The 24,238-nt window shown below is 72.6% G+C and carries 23 protein-coding genes and 1 pseudogene; 14 read left to right on the top strand and 10 right to left on the bottom strand.

The genetic code is table 11. From position 1 onward, the window contains the following. Positions 1–150: 150 nt before the first annotated feature. Complete coding sequence (locus tag AMK24_RS23555; RefSeq protein WP_073770992.1) at positions 151–978, bottom strand: aminoglycoside phosphotransferase family protein; 828 nt, start codon at positions 976–978, stop codon at positions 151–153. A gap of 708 nt (positions 979–1,686) precedes the next feature. On the opposite strand from AMK24_RS23555, the pseudogene AMK24_RS34875 reads away from it, so the two are divergent. The 5 genes and pseudogenes from AMK24_RS34875 to AMK24_RS23580 form a co-directional block, all read left to right on the top strand. After that, positions 1,687–2,538, top strand: a pseudogene (locus tag AMK24_RS34875) (chitosanase); the annotation flags it as partial. 57 nt (positions 2,539–2,595) lie between these two features. Then, positions 2,596–3,822, top strand: coding sequence for a discoidin domain-containing protein (locus AMK24_RS34880; RefSeq protein WP_274535080.1), 1,227 nt, complete (start codon positions 2,596–2,598; stop codon positions 3,820–3,822). 128 nt (positions 3,823–3,950) lie between these two features. Continuing rightward, complete coding sequence (locus tag AMK24_RS23570) at positions 3,951–5,258, top strand: MFS transporter (protein ID WP_073770844.1); 1,308 nt, start codon at positions 3,951–3,953, stop codon at positions 5,256–5,258. Further along, a complete protein-coding gene (locus AMK24_RS23575) occupies positions 5,255–6,286 on the top strand; it encodes a TolB family protein (protein WP_073770845.1) in 1,032 nt (343 codons plus the stop codon). The genes AMK24_RS23570 and AMK24_RS23575 overlap by 4 nt, the downstream gene beginning before the upstream one ends. 308 nt (positions 6,287–6,594) lie before the next feature. Next, a complete protein-coding gene (locus AMK24_RS23580) occupies positions 6,595–7,176 on the top strand; it encodes a dihydrofolate reductase family protein (protein ID WP_073770846.1) in 582 nt (193 codons plus the stop codon). Here the strand turns inward: AMK24_RS23580 and cynR are convergent. Next, positions 7,151–8,113, bottom strand: a complete 963-nt coding sequence (gene cynR, locus AMK24_RS23585) for a transcriptional regulator CynR (RefSeq protein WP_073770847.1) — start codon at positions 8,111–8,113, stop codon at positions 7,151–7,153. The genes AMK24_RS23580 and cynR overlap by 26 nt on opposite strands. Positions 8,114–8,237: 124 nt before the next feature. Here cynR and AMK24_RS23590 point away from each other — a divergent pair, with 124 nt between their 5' ends. The 3 genes from AMK24_RS23590 (at position 8,238) to AMK24_RS23600 (ending at position 10,037) form a co-directional block, all read left to right on the top strand. Then, positions 8,238–8,816 carry a carbonic anhydrase gene (locus AMK24_RS23590; protein WP_073770848.1) on the top strand — a complete coding sequence of 193 codons (579 nt, stop codon included), beginning with the start codon at positions 8,238–8,240 and terminating at the stop codon, positions 8,814–8,816. Positions 8,817–8,931: 115 nt separating this feature from the next. Continuing rightward, a complete protein-coding gene (cynS, locus tag AMK24_RS23595) occupies positions 8,932–9,402 on the top strand; it encodes a cyanase (RefSeq protein WP_073770849.1) in 471 nt (156 codons plus the stop codon). A gap of 137 nt (positions 9,403–9,539) precedes the next feature. Next, positions 9,540–10,037 carry a nucleoside deaminase gene (locus AMK24_RS23600; protein ID WP_073770850.1) on the top strand — a complete coding sequence of 166 codons (498 nt, stop codon included), beginning with the start codon at positions 9,540–9,542 and terminating at the stop codon, positions 10,035–10,037. Positions 10,038–10,127: 90 nt separating this feature from the next. Here the strand turns inward: AMK24_RS23600 and AMK24_RS23605 are convergent, their stop codons facing one another. Beyond that, on the bottom strand, positions 10,128–10,571 hold the full coding sequence (locus tag AMK24_RS23605; RefSeq protein WP_073770851.1) for an SRPBCC family protein: 444 nt from the start codon (positions 10,569–10,571) through the stop codon (positions 10,128–10,130). 230 nt (positions 10,572–10,801) lie between these two features. After that, entirely contained in the window at positions 10,802–13,432 is a 2,631-nt protein-coding gene (rph, locus tag AMK24_RS23610; RefSeq protein ID WP_073770852.1) for a rifamycin-inactivating phosphotransferase, read from the bottom strand. A 423-nt stretch (positions 13,433–13,855) separates the two neighbouring features. Between rph and AMK24_RS23615 the strand changes: the two genes are divergently transcribed. After that, positions 13,856–14,515 carry a DUF5701 family protein gene (locus AMK24_RS23615; RefSeq protein ID WP_073770994.1) on the top strand — a complete coding sequence of 220 codons (660 nt, stop codon included), beginning with the start codon at positions 13,856–13,858 and terminating at the stop codon, positions 14,513–14,515. 528 nt (positions 14,516–15,043) lie between these two features. Here the strand turns inward: AMK24_RS23615 and AMK24_RS23620 are convergent. Further along, positions 15,044–15,640, bottom strand: a complete 597-nt coding sequence (locus AMK24_RS23620) for a DUF998 domain-containing protein (RefSeq protein ID WP_073770853.1) — start codon at positions 15,638–15,640, stop codon at positions 15,044–15,046. 183 nt (positions 15,641–15,823) lie between these two features. Further along, positions 15,824–16,621 carry an alpha/beta fold hydrolase gene (locus AMK24_RS23625; protein WP_073770854.1) on the bottom strand — a complete coding sequence of 266 codons (798 nt, stop codon included), beginning with the start codon at positions 16,619–16,621 and terminating at the stop codon, positions 15,824–15,826. A 257-nt stretch (positions 16,622–16,878) separates the two neighbouring features. Here AMK24_RS23625 and AMK24_RS23630 point away from each other — a divergent pair, with 257 nt between their 5' ends. Both AMK24_RS23630 and AMK24_RS23635 read left to right on the top strand, forming a co-directional pair. Beyond that, positions 16,879–17,286: a YciI family protein gene (locus AMK24_RS23630; RefSeq protein ID WP_073770855.1), complete on the top strand. Its 408-nt coding sequence runs from the start codon at positions 16,879–16,881 to the stop codon at positions 17,284–17,286. A 7-nt stretch (positions 17,287–17,293) separates the two neighbouring features. Then, on the top strand, positions 17,294–18,487 hold the full coding sequence (locus tag AMK24_RS23635; RefSeq protein WP_073770856.1) for an RNA polymerase sigma factor: 1,194 nt from the start codon (positions 17,294–17,296) through the stop codon (positions 18,485–18,487). 156 nt (positions 18,488–18,643) lie between these two features. On the opposite strand, the gene AMK24_RS23640 is transcribed toward AMK24_RS23635, so the two are convergent. After that, a complete protein-coding gene (locus AMK24_RS23640) occupies positions 18,644–19,243 on the bottom strand; it encodes a helix-turn-helix domain-containing protein (protein WP_073770995.1) in 600 nt (199 codons plus the stop codon). Between the two features lie 111 nt (positions 19,244–19,354). On the opposite strand from AMK24_RS23640, the gene AMK24_RS23645 reads away from it, so the two are divergent. Beyond that, the gene (locus AMK24_RS23645; RefSeq protein ID WP_073770857.1) at positions 19,355–19,747 is read left to right on the top strand and encodes a VOC family protein; all 393 of its coding nucleotides are present in this window, start codon (positions 19,355–19,357) and stop codon (positions 19,745–19,747) included. A 157-nt stretch (positions 19,748–19,904) separates the two neighbouring features. Then, complete coding sequence (gene thpR / locus AMK24_RS23650; RefSeq protein WP_073770858.1) at positions 19,905–20,534, top strand: RNA 2',3'-cyclic phosphodiesterase; 630 nt, start codon at positions 19,905–19,907, stop codon at positions 20,532–20,534. A 285-nt stretch (positions 20,535–20,819) separates the two neighbouring features. Here the strand turns inward: thpR and AMK24_RS23655 are convergent, their stop codons facing one another. After that, a complete protein-coding gene (locus tag AMK24_RS23655) occupies positions 20,820–21,446 on the bottom strand; it encodes a hypothetical protein (RefSeq protein WP_073770859.1) in 627 nt (208 codons plus the stop codon). Between the two features lie 125 nt (positions 21,447–21,571). Further along, positions 21,572–22,060: a MarR family winged helix-turn-helix transcriptional regulator gene (locus AMK24_RS23660; protein WP_073770860.1), complete on the bottom strand. Its 489-nt coding sequence runs from the start codon at positions 22,058–22,060 to the stop codon at positions 21,572–21,574. A gap of 110 nt (positions 22,061–22,170) precedes the next feature. Here AMK24_RS23660 and AMK24_RS23665 point away from each other — a divergent pair, with 110 nt between their 5' ends. After that, positions 22,171–22,581 (top strand): Ohr family peroxiredoxin, encoded by a 411-nt coding sequence (locus AMK24_RS23665; RefSeq protein WP_073770861.1) that lies wholly within the window; start codon positions 22,171–22,173, stop codon positions 22,579–22,581. A 74-nt stretch (positions 22,582–22,655) separates the two neighbouring features. Here the strand turns inward: AMK24_RS23665 and AMK24_RS23670 are convergent, their stop codons facing one another. Beyond that, complete coding sequence (locus AMK24_RS23670) at positions 22,656–24,185, bottom strand: alpha/beta fold hydrolase (RefSeq protein ID WP_073770862.1); 1,530 nt, start codon at positions 24,183–24,185, stop codon at positions 22,656–22,658. Between the last annotated feature and the right edge of the window lie 53 nt (positions 24,186–24,238).

Consider the following 24,238-nt stretch of genomic DNA (forward strand, 5'->3'; position numbering starts at 1 on the left):
GGTCGACGCCGAAGGCCGGACGATCCGGCAGCTCGAACTCCAAGGGCCGGAGAGGACGGCAGGGCGAACCCGTGGGAGTCCCCGCTGGGGCCGGAGCGGGCGGCGGCATCGGCGGCCGTCGAGGGGCGACCGCCATCGTGGAAAGGTTGATCAGTATCTGCGCCGACCGGCAGGCCGGCCCTCCGCTGAGCCGGGCGCCTCCGCGAAGAGATGCCGGTGCGACCGGCTCCAGGCCACCCTGGCGTCGAGTTCTCCCAGGAGGCCCTTGGCGACCCAGGTCGCCTGGGGCTCGTGGCCTTGACCGGCCAGGCGACGGACGAGGTCGATGTTCTGCTGCTGCCTGGCGATGACGGCATCGACCATTCCGGACGCCGAGGAGAGCCCGTAGGCGTCGCAGAACAGTTCCAGGCGCCGGCGGCGGTCCGGCGCGGTGCGGTAGCTCAGCCACCGTAGGCATTCGGCGTCGTCACGGAACGGCGCGACGTATTCGAGTGCGTAGGCCACGTCGTCGAGGCGCGCGGCCGGGCACGCGAAGTCGAAGTCGATGAGGCCGACAGGCAGGTGGCCCTGCCACACGACGTTCCACGGGCCGAAGTCTCCGTGACAGACCACCTCGGTCTGGTCGGCGGCTCGCCCCTCGTCCGCGGGGACGGCCCACACCGCCCCGTCCGGAGGCGAGAAGTCCGCCGTGGCGTCGTGATAATCCCGCAGTAGCCGGGCGAACGCCGTCAGCCCCCGGTCATCCGCGACCTTGGCCCAGCCCGCCGGCCCGGACTCTCCTTCCACGTAGCCCAAGACCTCGCGGCCCACCTCGTCAAAACCCAACACACGGGGTGCGTGGGGGAAGCCCACCTCTTCCAGGTGGCGCAGCAGCGCATGGACCGTCTCCGTCCATGGCTGGACCGGCCTGCGGACGGTGTCGCCCACCCGCACGATCCGCCGATGGGGGTGGTCCTGCACGACGTCTTCGCTCGCCATCCACGGAAAGCTACCCACGGCCCACGGGGAAAGCACATGAATTGCCCGGCTCCACAGGTACCTCGTTCCGGCACGCCCTCTCGCGCTGTCCGTTCTCGTGGGCCAAGCCGGCCTCGCTCCGGGGGTCTGGCAACCGAACGGTGCAACGAGGGTGGTCGGGGCTGCCGACGGGTTGCGGAGAGCCGGCCGGCGAAGGTGAGACAGCGAGATGCCCCTTTCGGCCACGCCGGTCAGCCGCCTCTGACGCCTCTGACGCCTCTGGCGCCTCTGGCGCTTCTGGCGCTTCTGGCGCTTCTGGCGCTTCTGGCGCTTCTGGCGCTTCTGGCGCTTCTGGCGCCTCTGGCGCTCTTCGGCCCGAACGATCCGTCGCGGGCCCGGGCACGGATAGCTCCACCGGGCCGACGGCCGTCAGCACGGTCTTCGCGCGGGCGCCGTTGCGGGGGTCGCACCGAACGATCGGCAGTCCCCGCACAGCGTGCGAACCCGGCCGACGAACACCGCTCCTTTCCGGATTGTTGTTGTCATGCCCCTTGCAAGAAGGGGAGCGGCGCGCTCCAATGGACGCGACTCAATGGAAAGGAAACTTTCCTAATAGAGCAGGTCTCCCCGCTGGGCTGTGTCCGTACACCCCTTCACGACTCCCCGGTACGCCCGATGTCCCACGTCCGGCGTCCGGCATGGTGCAAGAGATCGGAGAACCACGTGCGCATGCGCATCCCCCACCGCATTTTCCGACGCGTCTCCCGTTCGGAACGACCACCCCGCCCCGCACACCGCCGACGGCGCACCGGCGTGCGGGTCGCTCTGGCCATGGCACTGGCCGCGATCCCCGCCGCGGTCGCCCTCAACACCGGACAGGCGGCCGCGGCCTCCGGCCTCGACGATCCGGTGAAGAAGGAGATCGCCCTGCAGATCGTCTCGACGGCCGAGAACTCCTCGCTCCAGTGGCGCGAGCAGTTCGGCTACATCGAGGACATCGGCGACGGGCGCGGCTACACGGCCGGCATCGTCGGCTTCTGCTCCGGTACGCATGACATGCTCGAACTCGTCGAGTACTACACGGGCAAGGTGCCGGGGAACCCGCTGGCCAAGTACCTCCCGGCGCTCCGCGCGGTCGACGGGAGCGACTCCCACGAGGGCCTCGACCCCGGCTTCACGACCGCCTGGGAACAGGCCGCGGCCACCCCCGAGTTCCGGGCGGCCCAGGAGCACGAGCGTGACCGCGTCTATTTCGCCCCCTCCGTATCCCGGGCGAAGAGCGACGGACTGCGGGTGCTCGGGCAGTTCGCCTACTACGACGCCATCGTCATGCACGGGCAGTCGGGCTTCGACAGCATCCGCGCCGAGGCCAGGAGCAACGCCCGTACGCCGGCCGAGGGCGGCGACGAGACCCGGTACCTCGACGCCTTCCTGGACGCCCGTGTCGTGGAGATGAAGAAGGAGGAGGCGCACGAGGACACCAGCCGGATCGACACCGCCCAGCGCGTGTTCCTGAGGAACGGCAACCTGGACCTCGCCACGCCGCTGGCCTGGTCCGTCTACGGCGACGACTTCCGGATCGACACCGACCCCCGGCCCGGCCCGGGATCGACGGAGCCCCCCGGCGCCGAGGCACTGATATCGCGCGGCAAACCCGCCACCGCCTCGTCGTCCGAGACCTCCTCCCTGACCCCCGGCAAGGCCGTCGACGGCGACGCGACCACCCGCTGGGCCAGTGCCGAAGGATCGGACCCGCAGTGGCTCCGCATCGACCTCGGCGAAGGGGCGTCCGTCTCCCGCGTCGAGCTGAAGTGGGAAGCCGCGTACGCGAAGCAGTACCGACTGGAGATCTCGGCCAACGGCACCGACTGGACCCGCCTGGCGACGGAGACGGCGGGCAACGGCGGGACCGACACCTGGTCCGGTCTGACCGGCAAAGGCCGCTACCTGCGCGTGTACGGCACCGCACGCGGCACCGCGTACGGCTACTCCCTGTGGGAGGCCGACGTGTACGGCAGCGCCGGGGGCACCACGCCCACCGACCCGCCACCCAAGGGCGCGTTCACCGTGGTGGGCGCCGGTGACATCGCCGACCAGTGCAACCAGAGCGATCCGGGATGCCAGCACTTCAAGACCGCCGCACGCGCCATGGCGATCAACCCGGCGTTCTACATCACCATGGGCGACAACCAGTACGACGACGCCCACATCGAGGACTTCCGCAACTACTACGACAAGTCCTGGGGCCGGTTCAAGGACAAGACCCACCCCGTGCCCGGCAACCACGAGGCGTACGACGACTGGGACAACCAGGACGAGGTCGCCTACCGGCAGTACTTCGGTGACCGTGCCACCCCCCAGGGCAAGATGTGGTACAGCTACGACTACGGCAACTGGCACTTCGTCGCCCTCAACTCCAACCGGTTCGACGAGCGCGAACAGCTCGACTGGCTGAAGGCCGACCTCGCCAAGAACAGCAAGAAGTGCGTCGCCGCGTACTTCCACCACCCGCTGTTCAGCTCCGGAAGCCACGGCAACGACCCCGTGAGCAAGCCGGTCTGGTCCATGCTGCAGGCAGCCGGCACCGAGCTGGTGCTGAGCGGCCACGACCACCACTACGAGCGCTTCGCCCCGCAGAGCCCGGACGGACAGGCAGACCCGAACGGCATCGTCCAGATCCTGGGCGGCATGGGCGGCAAGGACCTGTACGGCCAGGGCGACACCGTGCAGAAGAACAGCCAGAAGCGCATCTGGGACAAGTTCGGCGTGATGCAGCTCGACTTCACCGACACGACCTTCACCTCGAAGTTCGTCGGTACCGACGGAACGGTCCTGGACACCGGCCCGACGTACAACTGCCGCTGATCTCCGCGCCGTCCGCCGTGGTCCGGCCGTGCGTGCTCCGGCGGCCGGACCACGCACGGCCGGCGAACCCGCCCGGAGCCCCGGTCGTACAGCCGGGGCTCCGGGCACCGCTTACCAGGAGCGTCTGTATGTACCTTGCCGTCGGCCGAACCCGTCCACCGGACACACCCGCCCCCGACCGAACCCCCTCAGCCGTACGTCCCGCCTCCCGAAGGCGCCTCACCGGCACCGTCGTCGCGCTCGGCGCCGTCAGCCTCGTCACCGACATCTCGTCCGAGATGGTCACCGCCGTACTGCCGCTCTACCTCGTCCTGGGCCTGGGACTCAGCCCGCTCCAGTTCGGCTTTCTCGACGGCCTCTACAACGGTGTCACCGCCTTCGTCAGACTCGCCGGCGGGCACGCCGCCGACCGTTGGCAGCGGCACAAGCTCGTCGCCGGAAGCGGATACGCGCTGTCCACCCTCTGCAAACTCGGCCTGCTCCTCGCGGGGGGCTCCACCTCCGCCCTCTCCGCCGCGCTCGCGGCCGACCGGGTCGGCAAAGGCGTGCGGACAGCGCCGCGCGACGCGCTGATCTCGCTGAACTGCGACGAGCGGGACCTCGGCCGGGCCTTCGGTGTGCACCGGGCCATGGACACCACGGGCGCCATGCTCGGACCGCTCGTCGCCTTCGCCGTCCTGTGGGCGACCGTCGACGCCTACGACGCGGTCTTCGTCGTCAGCTTCTGTTTCGGCCTGCTGGGGGTGCTGATCCTCTTCGCCTTCGTCCCCGGCCGCGGGGCCGGGCCGACACGCCCGCCGGGCAGGGCGGCCGCCACACTGCGGGAGACCCTGCGGCTCTTCCACGTCCCCGCCTTCCGCCGGATCCTCCTCGCGGCCACGGCGCTCGGCCTCGTCGGCGTGGGCGACGGGTTCCTCTACCTCGTCCTGCAGAAGCGGCTCGCCCTCGACGTGGAGTACTTCCCCCTGCTGCCGCTCGGCAGCGCGGCGGTCTACCTCCTGCTCGCCGTTCCCCTCGGCCGGGCCGCCGACCGGATCGGCCGCCGCGTCCCCTACCTGCTGGGGCATGTGGCCCTGCTCGGGGTGTACATCGCGCTGTTCTCACCGGTGGCCGGCTGGCCGCTCACGATCCTGGTGCTCGTCCTGCACGGCACGTTCTACGCGGCGACCGACGGGGTCCTCATGGCGCTCGGCGGGCCGGTCGTACCGGCGGACCGGCGCGCGGGCGGAATGGCACTGCTGCAGACCGGCCAGAGCCTGGGCCGCCTGTTCGCGTCCGTCGGGTTCGGAGCCGTCTGGACCCTGTGGGGCATGGACAACGCCCTCGTCCTGGCCGCCGCCGCGCTCGGCGCCGTACTCGTCCTCGCCTGCGTCCTCCTGCCGGCCGCACCCACGCCCGCCGCACCCGCACCCGTCACCGCACCGGAGTCCTCATGACCCTGCCTCCCCTCTCCCTGCGCGCCCGGATCGTCGCGCTCACGGCGGCCGGCGCCGTACTGGCGGCCGTCGCCGTCGGCTACACGGTCGCGGCGGCCGACGGCGACGGCGGAGCGCCGGACTCCGTCGCCGCGCCGGGCCTCACCCTCGACGACGCGCCCGGCCTGTACCACGCGGCGCGGAAGGGCGACGTGCGCTCGGCGCCGTACAGCTCCTCCGGCACGGGAGCGGCCGACGGGGCGCGGAGCAGGAGCACCGGGCTGTCGTGCGACCGCTTCTACGCGAGCGGGCGGTCGGCCGTCTGTATCGCCGGCCACCCCGGCCTCTCGCAGAAGACGAAGGTGAGCGTCCTCGACCGAAAGCTGAACACCCGCAAGACCGTCGTGGTCGGCGGCATCCCCAACCGGGCGCGGGTCTCCCCCTCGGGCCGGATGGTCGCCTGGACGCTGTTCGTCAGCGGCGATTCGTACGCCTCTTCCTCCTTCTCGACGAGGAGCGGCATCCTCGACACGCGGACCGGCTACCTGGTCAAGAACGTGGAGACCCTCCAGCTCTATCTGGAGGGGCGGCGGTACCACGCGCCGGACGTGAACTACTGGGGCATCACCTTCGCGGACGACGACAACCGCTTCTACGCGACGGTGGCCACCAAGGGGAAGACGTACCTCGTCGAGGGCGACGTCAAGACGTGGAAGGCCCGCACGCTCCGCCGCAACGTCGAATGCCCGTCCCTGTCGCCCGACGGCACCCGGATCGCCTTCAAGAAGAGGGTCCGCGAAGGCGCCCGGAATCCGTGGCGACTGCACGTACTGGACCTGAGGACGATGCGTGAGACTCCCGTCGCCGAGACCCGCAGCGTCGACGACCAAGCGGCCTGGCTGGACGACTCGACCCTCGCGTACGCCCTCCCGGGCCGGGCGAAGGGAACGTCGGACATCTGGTCCGTCCCCCTCGACGGCTCGGACGCGGAGCCGAGCCTCCTCCTGCGTGACGCTTCGTCGCCCTCCCCGGTCATGAAGGGAGGCTGATCAGGGGCTGTCGGCCGAGCGGGCACCGAAGGCGAACCCTCCGGCTGCCCCCGCCCGCACCCGGCGGGGGCAGCCGGACGGAACGGGCGGGCGACGCCTGGGGCCGAGAGACGCCATCACGTCGGCCCAGGGGGTCGAGGGGTGGTCCGCGCGGTCGCACCGTGGTGCTGTACGGCGGGTCGCCGCGGGGTGGCCTCCCCCGATCGTCCCGTTCCGTTTGCCCCCGGGCCGGTCGGCCGGCGATGAGTTCTCCCACCGGACGCAGTCTGTACCTATGCCCATCAACCGGATTCGCCCGGGAGAGCATCATGACCGCCGACTACACGTTCGACGTATTCTCCAGCCTCGACGGTTTCGGCTCCTACAGCGGTGACGGCGACTGGGGCGGCTACTGGGGCAAGCAGGGCCCCGAGCTCCTCGACCGCCGGTCGTCCCTGTACGGCCAGGATCAGCGAATGGTCTTCGGGGCCGGCACGTACCGGACTTTCGTACGGTTGTCAACCTCCAGCGCCAAGGAGTCCGGCGTGGGTGACGCATGGGTGACCCGCATGAGGAGTCTGCCCGCGACGGTGGTGTCCACCACGCTCGAAGAGCCTCTCGACTGGCCGGACGCGACCGTCGCGAACGGCGACGCCGTCGACGTCGTCGCCCGTCTCAAGGAGGAGTCCGACGTGCCGTTGCGCTCGCACGGCAGCCTGTCGATGAACGGGGCGCTGATGGCCGCCGGCCTGGTCGACCGCGTCCAAGTGACGATCTTCCCCGTCATCACCGGGCGGACCGGTACGGAACCGGTCCTTTGGGGCGGGGCCGACTTCGATCTCGAACTGATCGAGAGCCGGACGCTCGATGGCCGCACCCAGGAGCTCACCTACCGGCCGACCCCGCACTGACCCGCACAGACTCCGCGCCGGGTAGCGCCGGGGCGGGCGCGTACCCGCGGGTGTGGACGAGGTCGTGGGTGAGCCGGGTGAAGGCGCGGGTGGCCGCACCGCGGTAGGCGCCCTCCCGGTGGAGGAGGGTGACAGTACGGGCGGGCAGCGGCGGGTCGAGGGGGACGGGGACGAGGCGGGGGTGGTCGTGGGTGATGGCGTCGGGCAGGACGGTGGCCAGGCCGGTGCGCTGGACGATCTCGGTGAGCGCCTGGATGGAGTTCGCCTCGACCGCGATGCGGGGAGCGGCCCGGTGGCGGGTGAAGTAGGCGTCGATGTGGCCACGGGTGGCGAAGTCGCCGCTGAGCAGCGCGAGTTCCCGGCCGGCGAGTTCACTGACGGAGAGCGGGGGGACACCGCCGGTGTCAGCTCCGCGGGGGCCGGTGACCACAGTGAGCGTCTCCGTGAACAGAGCGGTGTCGGTGATGCCGGGTAGGTGGGGGCCGGCGAAGGCGATGCCGAGGTCGAGGTCGTCGGCGAGCAGGGCCCCTTCGATGCGGTCCTGGGCCATTTCCACCAGGGTGAGGCGGACGCCGGGGTGGCGGGTGTGGAATTGGGCGGTGAGCGGGCCGACGAGGTAGGCGGTGAAGGTGGGAGTGACCCCCAGGCGGAGGTGGCCGCGGAAGAGGTCCTGGACGTCGTGGACGGCGCGTTCGGCGGCGGCGAGGTCGCGCAGCGCACGCCGGGCGTGATCGGTGTAGACGGCGCCTGCGTCGGTGAGCCGCACCGTGCGGCCGGTGCGGTCCAGCAGCTGCACGCCCAGGGTCCGCTCCAGTTGCTTGATCTGCTGGGAGAGGGTGGGCTGGGAGATGTGCAGCTCCTCGGCGGCACGGGTGAAGCTGCCGTGTTCGGCCACGGCGAGCAGATAACGCAGGTGACGCAGTTCGAGAGCAGCCATGAAAGCAACTATAGATGCGGTCGATAGATCCTATGCCTTTTCCCTCTTGGACACTATAGGCACAGGTCATGCATGGTTGATTTCACCAGCCCGCCAGGGCCGGCCCCTTCCGAAGGGAGTGACCATGCAAGACCTGACCGAAGGCGTCGCCCGTTTCCAACGGGACGTCTTCCCGGCCAAGGCGGATCTCTTCGCCCGCCTGGCCACGCATCACACACCGCACACGCTGTTCATCGGCTGTTCCGACGCCCGCGTCGTCCCCGAGCTGATCACCGGCACGGAGCCGGGTGACCTGTTCGTCATCCGCACCGCGGGCAATCTGGTGCCCGCCTACGCCCCCGAGGCCGACGGGATCGCGGCGAGCATCGAGTACGCCGTCGCCACGCTGGGCGTCGAGGACATCGTCGTCTGCGGCCACTCCGCGTGCGGGGCGATGACCGCGCTCGCCGAGAGCCACGACCTCAGCGGTTCCCCGGCGGTCGCCACCTGGCTGCGGCACGCGGACGCCTCGGTGGCCCGCACGCCCGTCGACGGCGATGTTTCCGCCCTGGTACGGCAGAACGTGCTGGCCCAGCTGGCGAACCTGGCCACCCACCCCTCGGTCGCCAACGCGCTGGCCCAGGGGAGGGCCGCCCTGCACGGCTGGGTCTTCGACATCCCCACCGGCCGCGTCCAGGACGTGAGCGCCCCGCTCGCGGCCTGATCCTCCCGGGCCTCCCCCACTCCGAAAACCCCCACCCCACCGAAACCCCCGTCCCCGCTCGCCACTCCACCCCCCCTTCCGTGAGTGGCCCGGGGGAGAAAAGGACGTACTGATCATGGTGCACGCACAGCTCGACCCGACCGCCCGTGAGGCCCTGGCCGCCAAGGCCGTGGAGGCCAAGACCCTCAAGGACCTCTCCTGGCAGCAGATCGCCGACGCCTCGGGCCTCTCGGTGGCCTTCACCACCGCCGCCGTCCTCGGACAGCACCCGCTGCCGGAGGAGTCCGCGAAGGCCGTGGCCGATCTGCTCGGCCTGGACGACGACGCGGCGGTGCTGCTGCAGACCATCCCGGTGCGCGGTTCGATGCCCAACCGGATCCCGACCGACCCGACCATGTACCGCTTCTACGAGATGCTCCAGGTCTACGGCACGACCCTCAAGGCCCTCGTCCACGAGCAGTTCGGCGACGGGATCATCTCCGCGATCAACTTCCGGCTCGACGTGAAGAAGGTCGCCGACCCCGAGGGCGGCGAGCGCGCCGTCATCACCCTGGACGGCAAGTACCTGCCGACCAAGCCCTTCTGACCGCCGCCGGTACGGCGTCACCCCCGGGCGGCGACGGGGCGGGCCGGAGGAACAATTCCCGGCCCGCCCCGCCCCGCTTCCCGCCGAGCCGCCGGCCGGCGGCAGCGCACCCTCTTCCCGTCCTCGGAGGATCTTTCATGGACTTCGCCCAGCGCACCATCGACATCGCCCGTCAGAACGTCGCCGAAGGCGGCCGTCCGTTCGCGACCGTCATCGTCAAGGACGGCGAGATCGTCGCCGAGAGCCCCAACAAGGTCGCCCAGACCGGGGACCCCACCGCCCACGCCGAAATCCTCGCCATCCGCGACGCCTGCACCGAGCTGGGCACCGAGCACCTGACCGGCGCCACCATCTACGTCCTCGCCCACCCCTGCCCGATGTGCCTGGGCGCGCTGTACTACTGCTCGCCGGACGCGGTCGTCTTCCTCACCACCCGCGACGCCTACGAGCCGCACTACGTGGACGACCGCAAGTACTTCGAACTGGGCACCTTCTACGAGGAGATCGCCAAGCCCTGGCAGGACCGGCGGATGCCGATGCGCTACGAGGAGCACGAAGGCGCCGTGGACGTGTACCGCCTCTGGCAGGAGCGCAACGGCGGCGAACGCCGTGTCGCGGGCGTCCCCACCGCCTGACCGGCGGGGTCGGGGACGGGGTCCGAGCCCTCTGCGCGAAACCCGCCTCCGACCGGCCGTACGCACCGCCGCGACCGGGGCCGCCTGCGCTCAGCCGTTCCGCACGCCTCCCGACTCGGCGGTGAGTTCCGCCAGCTTCTGGAACTCCCCCAGGTCGTAGTTGGCCAGCACCGAATCGAGATGGGTCAGGGCCCCGAGGCGCTCGACGAACCCCTGGGGGTCGTACTCGATCTGCAGGGCGACGCGGGTCGTGGACGCGTCGATCCGGTGGAACGTGACCACCCCGGCGTGGTGGACGCCCTCGATCGTCTTCCACGCGATGCGGTTCTCCGCCACGACCTCGGTGAGTTCCGCGACGAAGTTCTTGTCCGCCCCCGGCAGCGAAAGCTGCCAGGCGAACCTCCGCCCGTCCAGCGGGTCCACCCGCTGGACATGGCTGAGGAACCTCGGCCACTGCGTGACGTCGCTCCACAGCGCCCACGTGATGGTGAGCGGGGCCCTGACATCGATGGTTTCGACCAGAGAGGAGGACATGAGCGAACGCCCTTTCCTTGTGCGAGGACAACGTCGCCCTCTCCTACCCGGTCCGCGGCCTCTCAACGGAACGCGATCCGCCGGGGGCCCGGGGGGCGCGCCCCCGCTGCGTCGGCACGCCGGCGCGCCCCCGCTGCGTCGGCACGCCGGCACGCCGCCGCAGCGGGGGCGAGGGACGGCGGTCGCGCTCCCCCGGGCGGCCGGTGAGCGGGGCGGCCGGGGGCGCCGGGTCAGTCCAGGAGCTCCACGTACCCGTCCGTTCCGTGCAGGCGGACGCGCTGTCCGTCCCTGATCGACCGGGTGGCTCCTGCCACGCCCACCACGGCGGGCAGACCGTACTCCCGGGCGATGACCGCCCCGTGGGTCATCAGGCCGCCGACCTCCGCGACCAGCCCCGCGATCCCGACGAACAGCGGCGACCAGCTGGGGTCGGTGAACGGGGTGACCAGGATGTCGCCCGCCTCCAGGTCGGCGTCCGCCAGGTCCAGGACGACCCGGGCCCTCCCCTCCACGGTCCCGGCGGAGACCGGCAGGCCGGTCAGCGCGCCCTCCGGCACGTCGTCACGCCGGTACGCGCCGCTCAGGGCCTCGCCGTCCGAGGTGAGCACCCGGGGCGGGGTGAGCGCCCGGTACGAAAGGAACGCTTCCTCACGTCGCCGCAGGAGCCGCTCGTCCACCCGGTTCGAACACGCGGCCTCCCGGAACTCCTGGAACGTCAGGTAGAAGGCGTCCTCCCTCCGCGTCAGCACGCCGGCCCGCACCAGCCGGTCGGCCTCCGCCAACAGGGCCCGCTTGTAGGCGAAGTAGCGGCAGACGATGCCGTACTTCGGGTACTCGCGGTATCCGATGAACGTCCTGACGCGCTCGATCATCCGCCGGGTCTCCTCGGCCTTCCGCTCCCCGTCGGGCAGGGCTCGCAGCCGTGTCAGCACCTCCTGTTCCTTCTCGCGCGCCTTCCGGCGGCCCTCCTCGAACCGCCGCTCGGCCGCCCCGGGACCGAAGTTGCGCACGTTGTCGAGGATCGCGGGCACGAGCGTGGCCGGGCGCTCGCTCCAGCGCGGGCGGGTGATGTCGATCTCGCCGACGCACCGCATGCCGTACCGGTCGAGGTACGTCTCGATGGCCGCGCGCGCCCCGGTTCCCCCCTCGACCTTCGCCAGGCCGTCCCAGAAGTCCGCGCTCTCGGTGTGCCGGGCCTCCCGCAGGAAGTCCACCACCGCCGGCCACGGCCGGACCGCGTCCGCCACGTCGAGCAGCGCCAGCCCCATCTCGGAGGTGATGTTGTCGGGGGCGGAGAGCGTCAGGGTGTCCGCCGCGTTCTTCTCGCCCAGCCACTCCAGCAGCTTCTCGTTGAGCCACCAGGTGGCCTCCATGCCCGCCATGATCGCCCGCATGCTCAGGGGATCGCCGAGGACCCGCTTGTGCTCCTCGAACGCCTCCAGCAGAAAGTCGAACAGGGCCGGTCCGCTCTTCGTCCGGATGTCGCGTTCCAGTGCGGCGACCGACGCCCGACTGCGCTCGATCAAACCGGTGACGACCGCCGGGTCGGTCGGGATCGGGGCGGGCGGCGCGGCGGGGGCGGCCCGCGGGGCCGGTGACGGAACGGCGGGCGCCGGGGCCGGGAGCGTCGGGACGAAGTCACCGCGGTTCAGGACCGTCTCCAGGGCGTCCCTGACCAGCGGATCGCCCTTGCCGAGGGCGTCCAGGAGGCCCTCGCGGGTCGTGGGCGAGGCCAGCCGCCCGGTGACGTCGACGAACAGTCTGCCGCCGGCCTCGTGCATGGGCACCATCGCCGTCAGCTGCCACATGGAGTACCCGAGGGGCTTCATGGCGTCCGTCATCATCTGGCCGTGGCCCACGGAGACGTAGACGCGGTTCTCCTCGTCGCCGGGCTCCCGGACCGGAACGGGGAAGAGGGTGGTGATCGGCCGGCTCTGCACGATCCGGACATCGTCGTCGACCAGGCACCATTCGATGTCCTGCGGGGACCCGAAGTGCGCCTCGATCCGCCGTCCGATCTCCACGAGCCGCACCGCCTGCTCGTCCGTCAGCGCCGGCCGGTCCCGCTGCCGGGCGTCGACCGCCGCCTCACGTGTGCCCCCGGCCGGGAGCGGGTGGACGGCGCGCTCCTTGACGGCGATCGTCCTGGCGACGACCCGGCCGTCCCGCACCGTGAAGACGTCCGGGTTCACCAAACCCGAGACCAGGGCCTCGCCGAGACCGAACCCGGCGTCCACCGTGGCGGTCCTGCGGTCGCCCGTGACCGGGTCGGCCGTGAACAGGATGCCGGACGCCTGGGGGAAGACCATCCGCTGGACGACCACGGCCATGTGCACCGTGCGGTGGTCGATGCCGTTCCGGCGGCGGTAGACCACGGCCCGCTCGGTGAACAGCGAGGCCCAGCACCGGCTGACGTGCCGGAGGACCGCCTCCGGCCCCACCACGTTCAGGTAGGTGTCCTGCTGGCCGGCGAAGGAGGCGGTCGGCAGGTCCTCAGCCGTCGCGCTGGACCGCACCGCGTACGCGGACCGCTCGCCGAACCGGGTCAGCGCGCCGGTGATCGCGGCCTCGATGTCGCCCGGGACGGGGATCTCCTCGATGGTGCGGCGGATCCGTGCGCTGAGCACGCGGATCGCCTCCCCGTCGTCCGGGTCCAGGCGGGACAGTTCGTCGAGCCGTTCGCCGAGCGATGGCTCCTCGGCCGCGAGCCGCCGGAAAGCCTCCGTCGTCACACAGAAGCCGTCCGGTACGCGGATGCCCTCGATCCGTGACAGCCCGCCCAGGTGGGCGCCCTTCCCGCCCACGGTCTCCGCCCGTGTCTCGTCCACCTCCCGCAGGTCCAGCACGTACTGCCGCGTCATCGTGGAACCTCCGGCACCACCGTGTCCGCTCGCCCTGCGGCGGCCGCCCGGATCACCGGCGCCCCGCCCTTCGTCGAACCCCTGCTCGGGCATGCGCTCATTCCTCGCCGTCTTTCCCGTGTGGAGCGACGATTGTGCGGTGCCACCGGGGCCTTGCCGCAAGCCCCCGGGTGCGCTATAAGTTGAGAGCGGCAAGGAGAGTTCTCTCCTTGCCTTTGTTTGTGTCAGGGACTTTTCCCGCTCGCGAGCCCTCGGCGCCGCCGCGGCGCGTCGCCCCCTCGGCCGGATCGGGCCCGCGGGCGCGCCGGGAACACCCGGGCGGCTCCCCTCGTTCCACCTCAGGCCCAGTGCCGTACCTGTGAACCGTGAACCCGGGGGACCACCTTGACCGACACCTTCTCCACCGCCGATTCCGACCCCGGCATCGCCGCCACCGATTCCGCCGCGGCCGGCGCCGAGTACCGGCTCCCGCCTCCCGCCGCCCAGGCTGAGCGACTGATCGAGCTCGGAGTGCACGAGATCGCGGGCCTTGCCGCCGAGGAGGTCCGCGCCTTCGCCGGGAAGGCCGGCCCCCGTGACGACGTCCTGCTCGCCGTTCATCCGGACCGTGCCCCCGCCTCCGCTCTGGCGCCTCTGCTCCGGCGCGACGGCAAACCCGGCTTCGTCGTCACCGACATGCAGGACGCCGATGACTTCCTCCCCAACGGGATCGTCCTCCCCGACGCGCCGCTCTACTTCGTCACCGGGGTCGACCGGGGCGACCACCTGGCGAACTGGAGCCCCGAGGAGGCCCTGCCCGCCCTCACCAAGGCGGACCGTACGCCCTTGGCGCTCACCGAAGGCATCCACTGGGTGCTGCAACAGCCGGCGGTGCTGGAGCGGAACCGCTGCTTCATGACCATCGGCTCCCGGCTGCGCAAGGCGAACGGCGCGCTGGACACGCGCACTCCGGCGATCTGGATCAGCAACGGCACCGGGCGCGACGGCCGGGAGCGGCGCAACGCCCCCAAGGTCGGCTGGTGCTGGTGGGGCAACCGCCACACCTGGCTCGGATTCGCCTCCACCACGGGCCGCGAGATCTAGGGCGGTCGTCACACTGCCGCCTGCGGGGCGACGACGGCAGTGTGAGGACAGACCCCAGTGACCCCCGCCCCGTCCGGCATGATCCGACTTCTTCCCAGCGCCCCGGAGCCCGCGCTCCGGGGTGTTCGCCGCCCTTGACGGTGCGCCACGACCCTTGCTTCACAAGGTGCTTGGTCCCTTCGCATCAGACGGCGGCTTCGTCTGCGCTTCCGGCCGGGGGGCTGTGGTCGCCTTCGACCCGGGAGCGGCACGGCGAGCGACGGCGCGGCGCGGACCCCACGGCCGGAGTGCTCAGGATCCAGGACCGCGGCAGCGAGACCCGCTACCGGAACGTGTCCGTCGAGCCGCTGACGTAGGCGGCGCACCGCGTACGGGGTCCGGAGCGGCAGCGGCCGGCTTCCGTCCCGAAACCCCTGCGCGCCGGTGCTCCCGCCCCTTTCCGGTGGACCGGGGCGTCGGGCCGGTGCAGGAGCGCCGCTCCAGGCGCCGCCCCCGGCCCGCTCCGGCCGTCCGGGGGGCCGCGCCCGTTCAGGCCGTCGCGCTTCTGCGGCAGGAGAGGACGACCAGGAACGGCCACAGCGCGTGGAGGAACGTCAGGACGCGTTCGGCGGCGCCCGGGGCCCGCCCGCTCTGCAACTCGGCCCAGAACCACAGGGCGCTCGCGAACATCACCCCGCTCGCGACGAGCGACACGTCCCGACGCAGCCCCCACGGCGTCGGCGCCCCGGTCCGGACGGCGGCCAGAGGCGGCCATGCCCCGAGCAGCACGACTCCGACGGTGGCCACCGCCCCGTGTTCCAGCGCCCCGCCGCTGCTCGGGGCGGGCACCAGGGTCAGGGCCAGTGCGGACAGTCCGCCGCCGGCCAGGGCCAGCCGCCCCGCGGTCGCCGCCTGTCGGAGCGCGTACGCCGTCATCACGTAACACGTCCCCAGTACCAGCAGCATGCCCGTCATCAGCCAATAGCCGGCGGCGCCGTAGGAGGCCAGCACGCTCAGGGTGTCCGCCGCGGGGTCGTACCGCGGCCCCTGGCGCGCCTGCGCGATCATCCAGGAGCCGACCAGCAGGACGGGGGCGCATCCGGAGGAGAGCAGGGCCCACCGAGGAGCAGCTCGCGCAGATCGCATTGAGCCAGCATAAATGCGGGCATACGACCCATCGCTGATCCATGGTCCCCGGCGGGTGGCCTGCGGTCCCGGACGGCGTGGCGGTGCGGTCGCAGGCGTCCGCAGGAGCGGCGACCGTGCGGGCACGCCCGTGAGGGGGGGCGCTTCCCCCACGGCGGGGGCCCTCCGGCAGCGACGGGGCCGTCAGGGGGCGGTGGGGCCCGTCTCCGCCCGGCGGACGGGCATCATCGTCTCCACCTCCTCCTGGGCGAGGTGGTCGAGGATCAACCGGTTGACGAGTTCCGGTTTCTCCAGCGGGACCAGGTGGGACGCTCCGGGGACGATCGCCAGTTCGGCGTCGGGGATCGCCCGGTACAGGGCGATCGTGTGCTCCAACGTCATCAGATCGTCGTCACCGGCCATGACGAGGGTGGACGCCCGGACGCCGGCCAGGTCCTCGGTCGTCAGCGTCGGCTGGGTGCGCCACATATCGATCACCTTCGCGGCCACGACCGGCCAGTGGTCCGCGCCGTCCGGCGTGACCGGCTCGTACATCTCGCGGAAGAACGCGAGGTCGGGCCCTTCGGGGGTCATCGCGTCGAGCATCGACGCCTCGACGAAGCACTCGGGTCCGGGGCGGAAGTTGGCGCCGATCGCCACGACCCTGCGGACGAGGTCGGGCCGGGCCCGGGCGACGAGCAGTGCGACCACTCCCCCGTCGCTCCACCCCACCAGGTGTGCGGAGCCCCCGACGACCTCCTCCAGGAAGGCCACCGTGTCGTCGGCCATGGCCTGGTACGTCAGCGGCCCCGGGACGTCGGCCGTGTGTCCGTGCGCGCGTCGCTCCGGCAGGAAGACCCGGTGGGCGGCGGCGAGATCGGCGCGCTGGGCGCCCCAGGTGTCGTTGGTGCAGAAGCCGCCGTGCAGCAGGACCAGCGGGTCGCCGGCGCCTTCGCTCTCGTACCAGGTCCGGACGCCGGGCAGATCCGCGTACTCACCCATCGTTCCCCGCCTCTCCGGGCTGTCGCACGTCCGTACCGGGTCCCTCGGCGGCCGGTCCGCGCCTTTCCGCCAGTCTGAGCGGTGGCTCCGCCGCCCGCCAGGCGTAAAGGCCCGGTGGGGTCCGCGCGGCGGGGCGGCTGCGGGGTGTCGGAAAGAAATCACGGAATCCTCGCGCGAGGATGTCGAGAACCCCCGTCCGGCTCCGTCCCCGTGGTGGAAGCGGCCGGAAGGGGCCGCACGGCACCGAGGAGAGAACCATGGCCAAGTACCTGCTGCTCAAGCACTACCGCGGCGCCCCGGCTCCGGTCAACGACGTCCCCATGGACCGGTGGACGCCCGAGGAGATCTCGGCGCACATGCAGTACATGCGGGACTTCGCCGACCGGCTGGAGAAGTCCGGGGAGTTCGTCGACGGCCAGGCCCTGGCCCCCGAGGGCTCATGGGTCCGGTACGACGGCGAGGGGCGGCCGCCGGTCACCGACGGTCCGTTCGCCGAGACCAAGGACCTCATCGCCGGCTGGATGATCATCGACGTGGACGGCCACGACCGTGCGGTCGAGCTGGCCGGGGAGCTGTCGGCCGCTCCGGGGGCGGGCGGGAAGCCGATCCACGAGTGGCTGGAGGTTCGGCCGTTCCTGAGCGCGCCGCCCACCGTCACGGAGTGAGGGCCCGATGGACGAGCTCCTTCCGCGAAGCCTCACACCGAGCGTGCTCGGGATCCTCGTCCGCCGCGGAGCAGACTTCGCGGCGGCCGAGGACGCCGTGCAGGACGCCCTGGTCGAGGCGGTCCGCGTCTGGCCGCAGGACCCGCCGCGCGACCCGAAGGGCTGGCTCGTCACCGTGGCGTGGCGGCGGTTCCTGGACGCGGCCCGGGCGGAGACCGCCCGGCGGCGGCGGGAGGAACGCGTCGACGACGAGCCCGCGCCCGGTCCCGCGCCCTCGGTGGACGACACGCTCCAGCTGTACTTCCTGTGCGCCCACCCTTCGCTGACCCCCTCGTCCGCCGTCGCGCTCACCCTCCGGGCCGTCGGCGGGCTCACCACGCGCCAGATCGCCCAGGCGTACCTGGTGCCCGAGGCGACCATGGCGCAGCGCATCAGCCGGGCGAAGCGCACCGTCTCCCGGGTGCGGTTCGACCGGCCCGGGGATGTCGCCACCGTGCTGCGCGTGCTCTACCTGGTCTTCAACGAGGGCTATTCGGGGGATGTGGACCTCGCCGCCGAGGCGATCCGGCTCACCCGGCAGCTGGCGGCGGCGATCGACCACCCGGAGGCGGCGGGCCTGCTCGCGCTGATGCTGCTCCACCACGCCCGGCGCGCGTCGCGGACCGCGCCGGACGGGAGTCTGGTGCCGCTCGCCGAGCAGGACCGGGGCCGGTGGGACACCGGGATGATCTCCGAGGGCGTCGGGATCCTGCAGGCGGCCCTCGCCCGGGACCGGTTGGGCGAGTTCCAGGCCCAGGCGGCCGTCGCCGCGCTGCACTGCGACGCGCCCACGGCCGAGGAGACCGACTGGGCGCAGATCGTCGAGTGGTACGACGAGTTGGCCGGCCTGACGGACAGCCCGGTCGTGCGGCTCAACCGGGCGGTGGCGATCGGCGAGGCCGACGGACCGCAGGCCGGTCTCGCCGAACTGGCCACGCTGAGCCGGTCGTTGCCCCGGTACGCGGCGGTGTCGGCGTACCTCCACGAGCGCGACGGCGACGTGGCCGCAGCGGCGAGGCTGTACGTGGAGGCCGCCGGCCGGGCGTCCACGCTCGCCGAGCGCGACCACCTGACGCGGCAGGCCGCCCGGCTCAACACCGCCGACGCGAACCGGGCCGAAGGCCCCCGGGACGGCAACGGGGTGAGCCCGCCTCATAGATGATCGTCGGCTTCGCCCCCCTTCCGGAAAGCCGGCCCCCGCAAGGGCCGCGGTCGACGGGTGTCCCCCCGGCCCGGCTCGCGGCCGAGTACGCGGCGGTGCGCGGTACGAAGGCGCCGCGCCCCTGGGCGGCGGCGCCCTCCCGGCGCCGGAAAGGGCTCACCCGGGCGGGTCGGCCCGGGGCGCCCTCTCCGTGCCCTCACCGCGCTGGTGGCCACGGCGGGCGTCCCGGTCGAAGACGCCCAGCAGCTCGCACGGACCGCCCTCGGCGCCGATCGCGTGCGGGAGCATCGTGGGGAACTCCGCCGCCTGGTTCGTCTCGATCCGCAGGCGCCGGTTGCCCAGGAGCAGGATGGCGGTGCCGGAGAGGACGACGAGCCATTCACGGCCCGGATGCGCCCGCAGGCGCGCCGGATTGTCGGGCGGCGGCTCGGTCAGGCGCTGGCGGATGACGGTCATGCCCGGTTCCGCCTTGATGGGCCACCGCATCTGGCCGTGGGCTCCGTCGATCATCGGGTGGGAGACGATGTCGTCGGCGGCGGTCTCGACCAGCTGGTCGAGGGAGGTGTCCAGGGCGCGGGCCAGGATGACGAGCTGGTCCAGAGCCAGTCGGCGGCGGCCGTTCTCGATCCGGCTCAGCGTGGACTGGCTGATCTTCGCGCGGGTGGCCAGTTCCTCCAGGGACCACCCCTGGGCCACGCGCAGGGCGCGGATGCGTTTGCGCACCAGGCTGTCCAGCTCACCGTCCTCTTGCGTCATGGGCATGACTGTATGCGACGGTGGCAAACGGCGCGCCCGGGCCGCCGCGCGGCGGCCCCGCGCGGCGGCAGCGCCTGGCGCGGCGCGGGCGCATCGGGGAGGGTGGGAACCATGACGGATTCCCCCCTGTCGATCAACGCCCTCATCGTGGATGCCCGGGATCCGGAGCGGCTGGCCGCGTTCTGGTCCGAGCTGCTCGGCAGGCCGGTCGTGGGCCGCACGGGCCCTTATGTGTGGCTGCGCCGGGAGAACGGTCTGGGCCTCGGGTTCCAGCGGACCGGGGGCGCCCCGGGGCAGGGCAAGAACCGGTTGCACATCGATCTGTCGTCCCCCGATCCGGCCGGCGAGCAGCAGCGGGTCGAGGCGCTCGGCGGGCGCAGGCTGGAGGGGTACGACGACGGCGGCTTCCTGGTGATGGGCGACCCGGAGGGCAACGAGTTCTGCATCATTCCCGAGGGCCCCTTCCCACTCGACGAGGAGGGACGTACGGACTACCTGGGCTGAGAACCGCCCCGGGCCCCGCGGTCGGGCGTCGCTCGGGCCGCGTACGGCTCCGTCGTCCCGCGCCGTACGGGCACCGGTCCACGCCCGGATCCCGGCGCCGGGTTCGGCACCGGCCCCGCGTCGCGGCGGCGGCCGGGCGGCCCGTACGGTACGGCAGGTGAACGAACCGCTCGAAGCCGTGACCGGACCCTCCGCCGAGGAGCCCGTCCGAGCCGCGACGACCCGTGTGTTCCTGGCGCTCGCCCCGCCCGACGACGCGAAGGAAGAACTGGCCCGCGCCCTGCGCCCGGCCTACGACGCCTACCCCCGCATGCGGTGGAACCGGATCGAGGACTGGCACATCACCCTGGCGTTCCTCGGCGAGCTGCCGGTCGCCGCCGTCCCGCCCCTGATGCCTCCGCTCGCCGGGCTCGCGACAGGACGGGCGCCTCTGCGGCTGGCGCTGTGCGGAGGCGGCCACTTCGACGAGCGGGTGCTGTGGAGCGGGGTCACGGGCGACCTCGACGAGTTGCACCGCCTCGCCGCCGACGTACGCGCTCGAGTCCGGGAGTGCGGCGTCCTCTTTCCGGAACGGCCGTTCCGGCCCCATCTGACCCTGGCCCGCTCCCGCCGGGGCGACCACGCGGCCACGGTGCGGGCCGCCGCGGGGCTCGCACCGTTCGTCGGCCGGAGCTGGGAGGCCGGGCGCCTGTACCTGGTCGGCAGCAACGTCGGCCGGGGCCCGGGACCGATCCACTACCGCACCCTCGTGGCCTGGGAGCTCGGTCGCCGTTCGGACGATGGCTGAGCGGCGTCCCGGCACCGCACAGCGGCCGGGGCCGCCCACGTGCACGAAGCCCCCGACGTCGGCCGCACCCGGGGCCGCACGTACGCGGAGGAGCCGCACCGAGCCGCGCAGGAGTGGGCCCGCACCGCCCCAGGAGCGCTCGCAGTCCTCGGCCCGGACCCGGCGACCGCCGTGCGCGGCGCCGCCCCTTCCGCCGAGGAGGGGCTCACGAGCGGCGACGGCCGTGCGGTTCCCGGCGCGTCGGGCCGGTTTCCCTCACGGCCCGACGCGCTTCGTGAGGCGTGCTCACAGGGGGGCGGGCGGTGCGGGCCGGGCGTGTGCCAGCAGAAACTCGGTCGCCCGCGCGATGGCTTCGGCGGACGTGCGGTGCTCGGCATCCGACTCGTCCTGCCGCAGGTCCGCCCCGGTGGCGGTGTACCACCAGGCGTCCGCACCCGGGTCGTGGTGGATGACCGCGTCGCCGCCCGCGTAATGCAGCGGGATGGACTCGCCGGCGGACTTCTTGGGCACCGCGTGGGGCCACTTGAGGCGGGCCGACTGACGCTTGATGCCGCCCCAGGCGGCACCGAGCTGCGCGTAGCTGGCGCCGCCGCGTCCGGCGACGGCGGCCGCGCTCTCGGCCAGCCGGTCGACGGACAGCTTCGCCTCGTGGAGGGACCGCAGGAGCGCCAGTTGCACATCGGGCGCGGCCCTGACCGCGGCGTCGAAGGGCCTGCCGGCGGTGCGGTAGGCCAGGGCGCGCGTCGAGATCCGTTCGGCCAGGGCCCGGGCCGCGTCGAGCACCTGCTCGTCCATGGCGAACGTGTCGTCGTCCGCGGGCTCGCGCCAGGCGGGTTCCACCGGAGTCAGGACCGCGGTCCAGAAGTTCTCGTCGTCCGGGAGAGGTGTCGGAACAGGCTTCGTGGCGTCCATGCGGTCAACCTAGCCACCACCCGCCATTATGACAAGTAATTCTGTCACATCAAGGATCTGACAACTCTTCCTGTCGCATCGATCGGTCGCCGCGGAGGGGCGGTCATCCGTCGGACCCCGGCGGTTCACTCCCCCTCGGCCGCCTCCCCCAAAGCCGCGGTGAGACGCTGCAGCACCGCCTGCAGGCCGAGAACCTCCTCGACCGACAGGCCCGTGGCGGCCAGCACGCCGCGGGGCACCGTCAGCGCCCGCTCGCGCAGGTCCGCACCCTCGCCGGTCAGCTCGATCAGAACGGAACGCTCGTCCTGGCGGCTGCGCTCGCGCCGGACCAGCCCGGCCGCCTCCAGGCGCTTCAGCAGCGGCGAGAGGGTGCCGGAGTCCAGACGCAGCCGCCCCCCGAGCGCCTTGACCGACTGGGGCCCCTGCTCCCACAGCACCAGCATGACCAGGTACTGCGGGTAGGTGAGCCCGAGCTCCTTCAGCGCCTGCCGGTAGTAGCCGCCGAACGCCCGCGAGGCGGCGTGCAGCGAGAAGCAGACCTGGTGGTCCAGCCGCAGCAGTTCCGCGTCGGGGACGGCGGGCAGATCGGGCGTGGCGTCCGGGGCGGTGGTCATGGCACCAGCGTACTGCCGCCCCGCCTGTGAGTTGTACACAACTCAATTGTGTGCAACCTTTATCTCCACGGCGCCGGCCAACCCGGGCGGGCCGAAGAGGAGGGTCACCCATGGACGCGTTGTACACCGCCGCCGCCACCGCCAACGGCCGCGAGGGCCGTGCCGTGAGCTCGGACGGTCAGCTCGATCTGCCCCTGGCCATGCCTCCCGCCCTCGGCGGCGACGGCAAGGGCACCAACCCCGAGCAGCTCTTCGCGGCCGGGTACGCGGCCTGTTTCGCCAGTGCGATGGCCGCGGTCGGGCGCGAGATGAAGGTCGACACCAAGGACGCCTCCGTGACCGCCGAGGTCTCCATCGGCAAGGACGACGGCGGCTTCGGGCTCGCGGTGGTCATGCGGGTGGAGCTGCCGGACTCCCTCGCGGGCGAGACCGGGCGGAAGCTGGTCGAGGCCACCCACGCCTACTGCCCGTACTCCAAGGCGACCCGGGGCAACATCGACGTCGAGCTGGTCATCGAGTAGCTGCCCCGGCGGGGCCGGCCGGGGAACGTCTCCGGCCGGCCCCGTTCGGCCCCGTTCGTCGTGGGGCCGGGCGATCACCCCCTCAGGCGGGCCAGTACCGCGCCCACCGCCCGGCGCACGGCCTCGCGGGCCGCGTCGGTCGGGTCGAGCGTCTCGAAGCCGTGGCGCCCCTCCGGTACGTCGACGATCTCGACGTCCGCCGCGCAGCGGGCGGCCTCGGCCACGAAGGCGTCGACCGTCGCGGCGATCTCGGCGACCTCTCGTCCCGCCCGGACCAGCACGAGGGGCAGCTCCCCGGCGCCGGAGAGGGCTCGGACCGGGTGGAAGCGGGAGCCGGCCGCCCCCCAGCTCGGCAGCGGCGCGAGGATCGGATAGTTCGCCGCCGCGCACCGCAGCCACCGCGGAGGCCGCGCCAGCCAGTCCGCCATGATCGGGCCCCCGCCCGAGAAGAACCACAGGGCGACCCGGTCCGCGTCCACCCGGGGGTCGGCACGCACCCGTTCCACCGCTCGGGCCACGTCCGCGGCGGCCTGCTCGTAGTCCGTCACGGCGTGCAGCCGGTGGTCGAGGGTCACACCCACCGCCCCCTGCCCGGCGACCAGGCGCGCGTATCCCGTCAGGGTCGGCCAGTCCCGGGGGGTGGGCCGCGCCCCGGCCGGTACCGGGCCGCCGTGCACGAACACCACGGCCGGGTGCGGTCCAGGGCCGTCCGGCAGGTACAGGTCGGTGTTCCCGGTCCGCTCGCGCGGCCGTTCGGGTACGTCGAGGAGGAACGGTCGCAGATGGGCGGGCCGGTGGGCGGCGCCGGGCGGAGTCAGTCGGCGCCCCCCGCCCGACGCGGCCTCGGCCAGGGCCTCCGCCAGTTCGGCGGGGCGGGAAAGCATCGGCCAGTGACCCGTGGACAGTTCGAGGAAGGGCACCTCGGCGTCGGCCAGAGCCCGGAGCGCGGGGTCGCCGACGTCCACCATGATCTGGAGCATCTCGACGCCGGGCCCGTTGCCGGTGCACAGCACCCCGGTCACGGGTACGGCGGCCACCGCGCCGGTGAGGCGCAGCGGCTGGAGCAGGGTGCCCAGCGGCTGCGGCGCCGCGAGGGCGGTGAGTCCCTCCAGCGCCGCCTCGGTGAGACCCGCGGTGCTCCCCCAGCGGGACCACGCTTCCCGGGTGGGGGGCGGCAGAGCGCCGCCGGTCCCCCCTCCCCCGCTCACCCCGGCCAGCTCCGCCGCCTCCTCGCGCAGTCGCCGGTCGGGCACGGCGGCCAGAGCGGGGACGCCGTCCTGGACCATCCCGGCGTCCAGGTGCACGATCCGCGCGATCGCTCCCGCCCGCCGGTCGGCCGCGCCGTACACCGGGTGGATGCCGTAGTCGTGGCCGACGAGCACGATCTCCCGGCCGGGCCCCGCCGCCACCGAGTCGACCACCGCGAGGACGTCCGCGATGTGCGTCTCCAGGTCGACGGTCCCGGCGGGTCCGCCCGGGCCCCCGCCGAGTCCGGTGAGCGCCACCGTCCGTACCTCGGCCCCCTCCGCGGTCAACCGGGCCGCGGTGTCCCGCCACACGTACGGTCCGGTGAACGCGCCCGCCACCAGGATGAATACGGTCATGGTCCCTCCTCGTCACGCTCTCTCCGGCGCACCGGCCCGGTCCCCCGGCAGCG

Origin of the sequence: Streptomyces sp. CB02366, from assembly GCF_001905905.1 — a bacterium.
Taxonomy (GTDB): Bacteria; Actinomycetota; Actinomycetes; order Streptomycetales; family Streptomycetaceae; genus Streptomyces.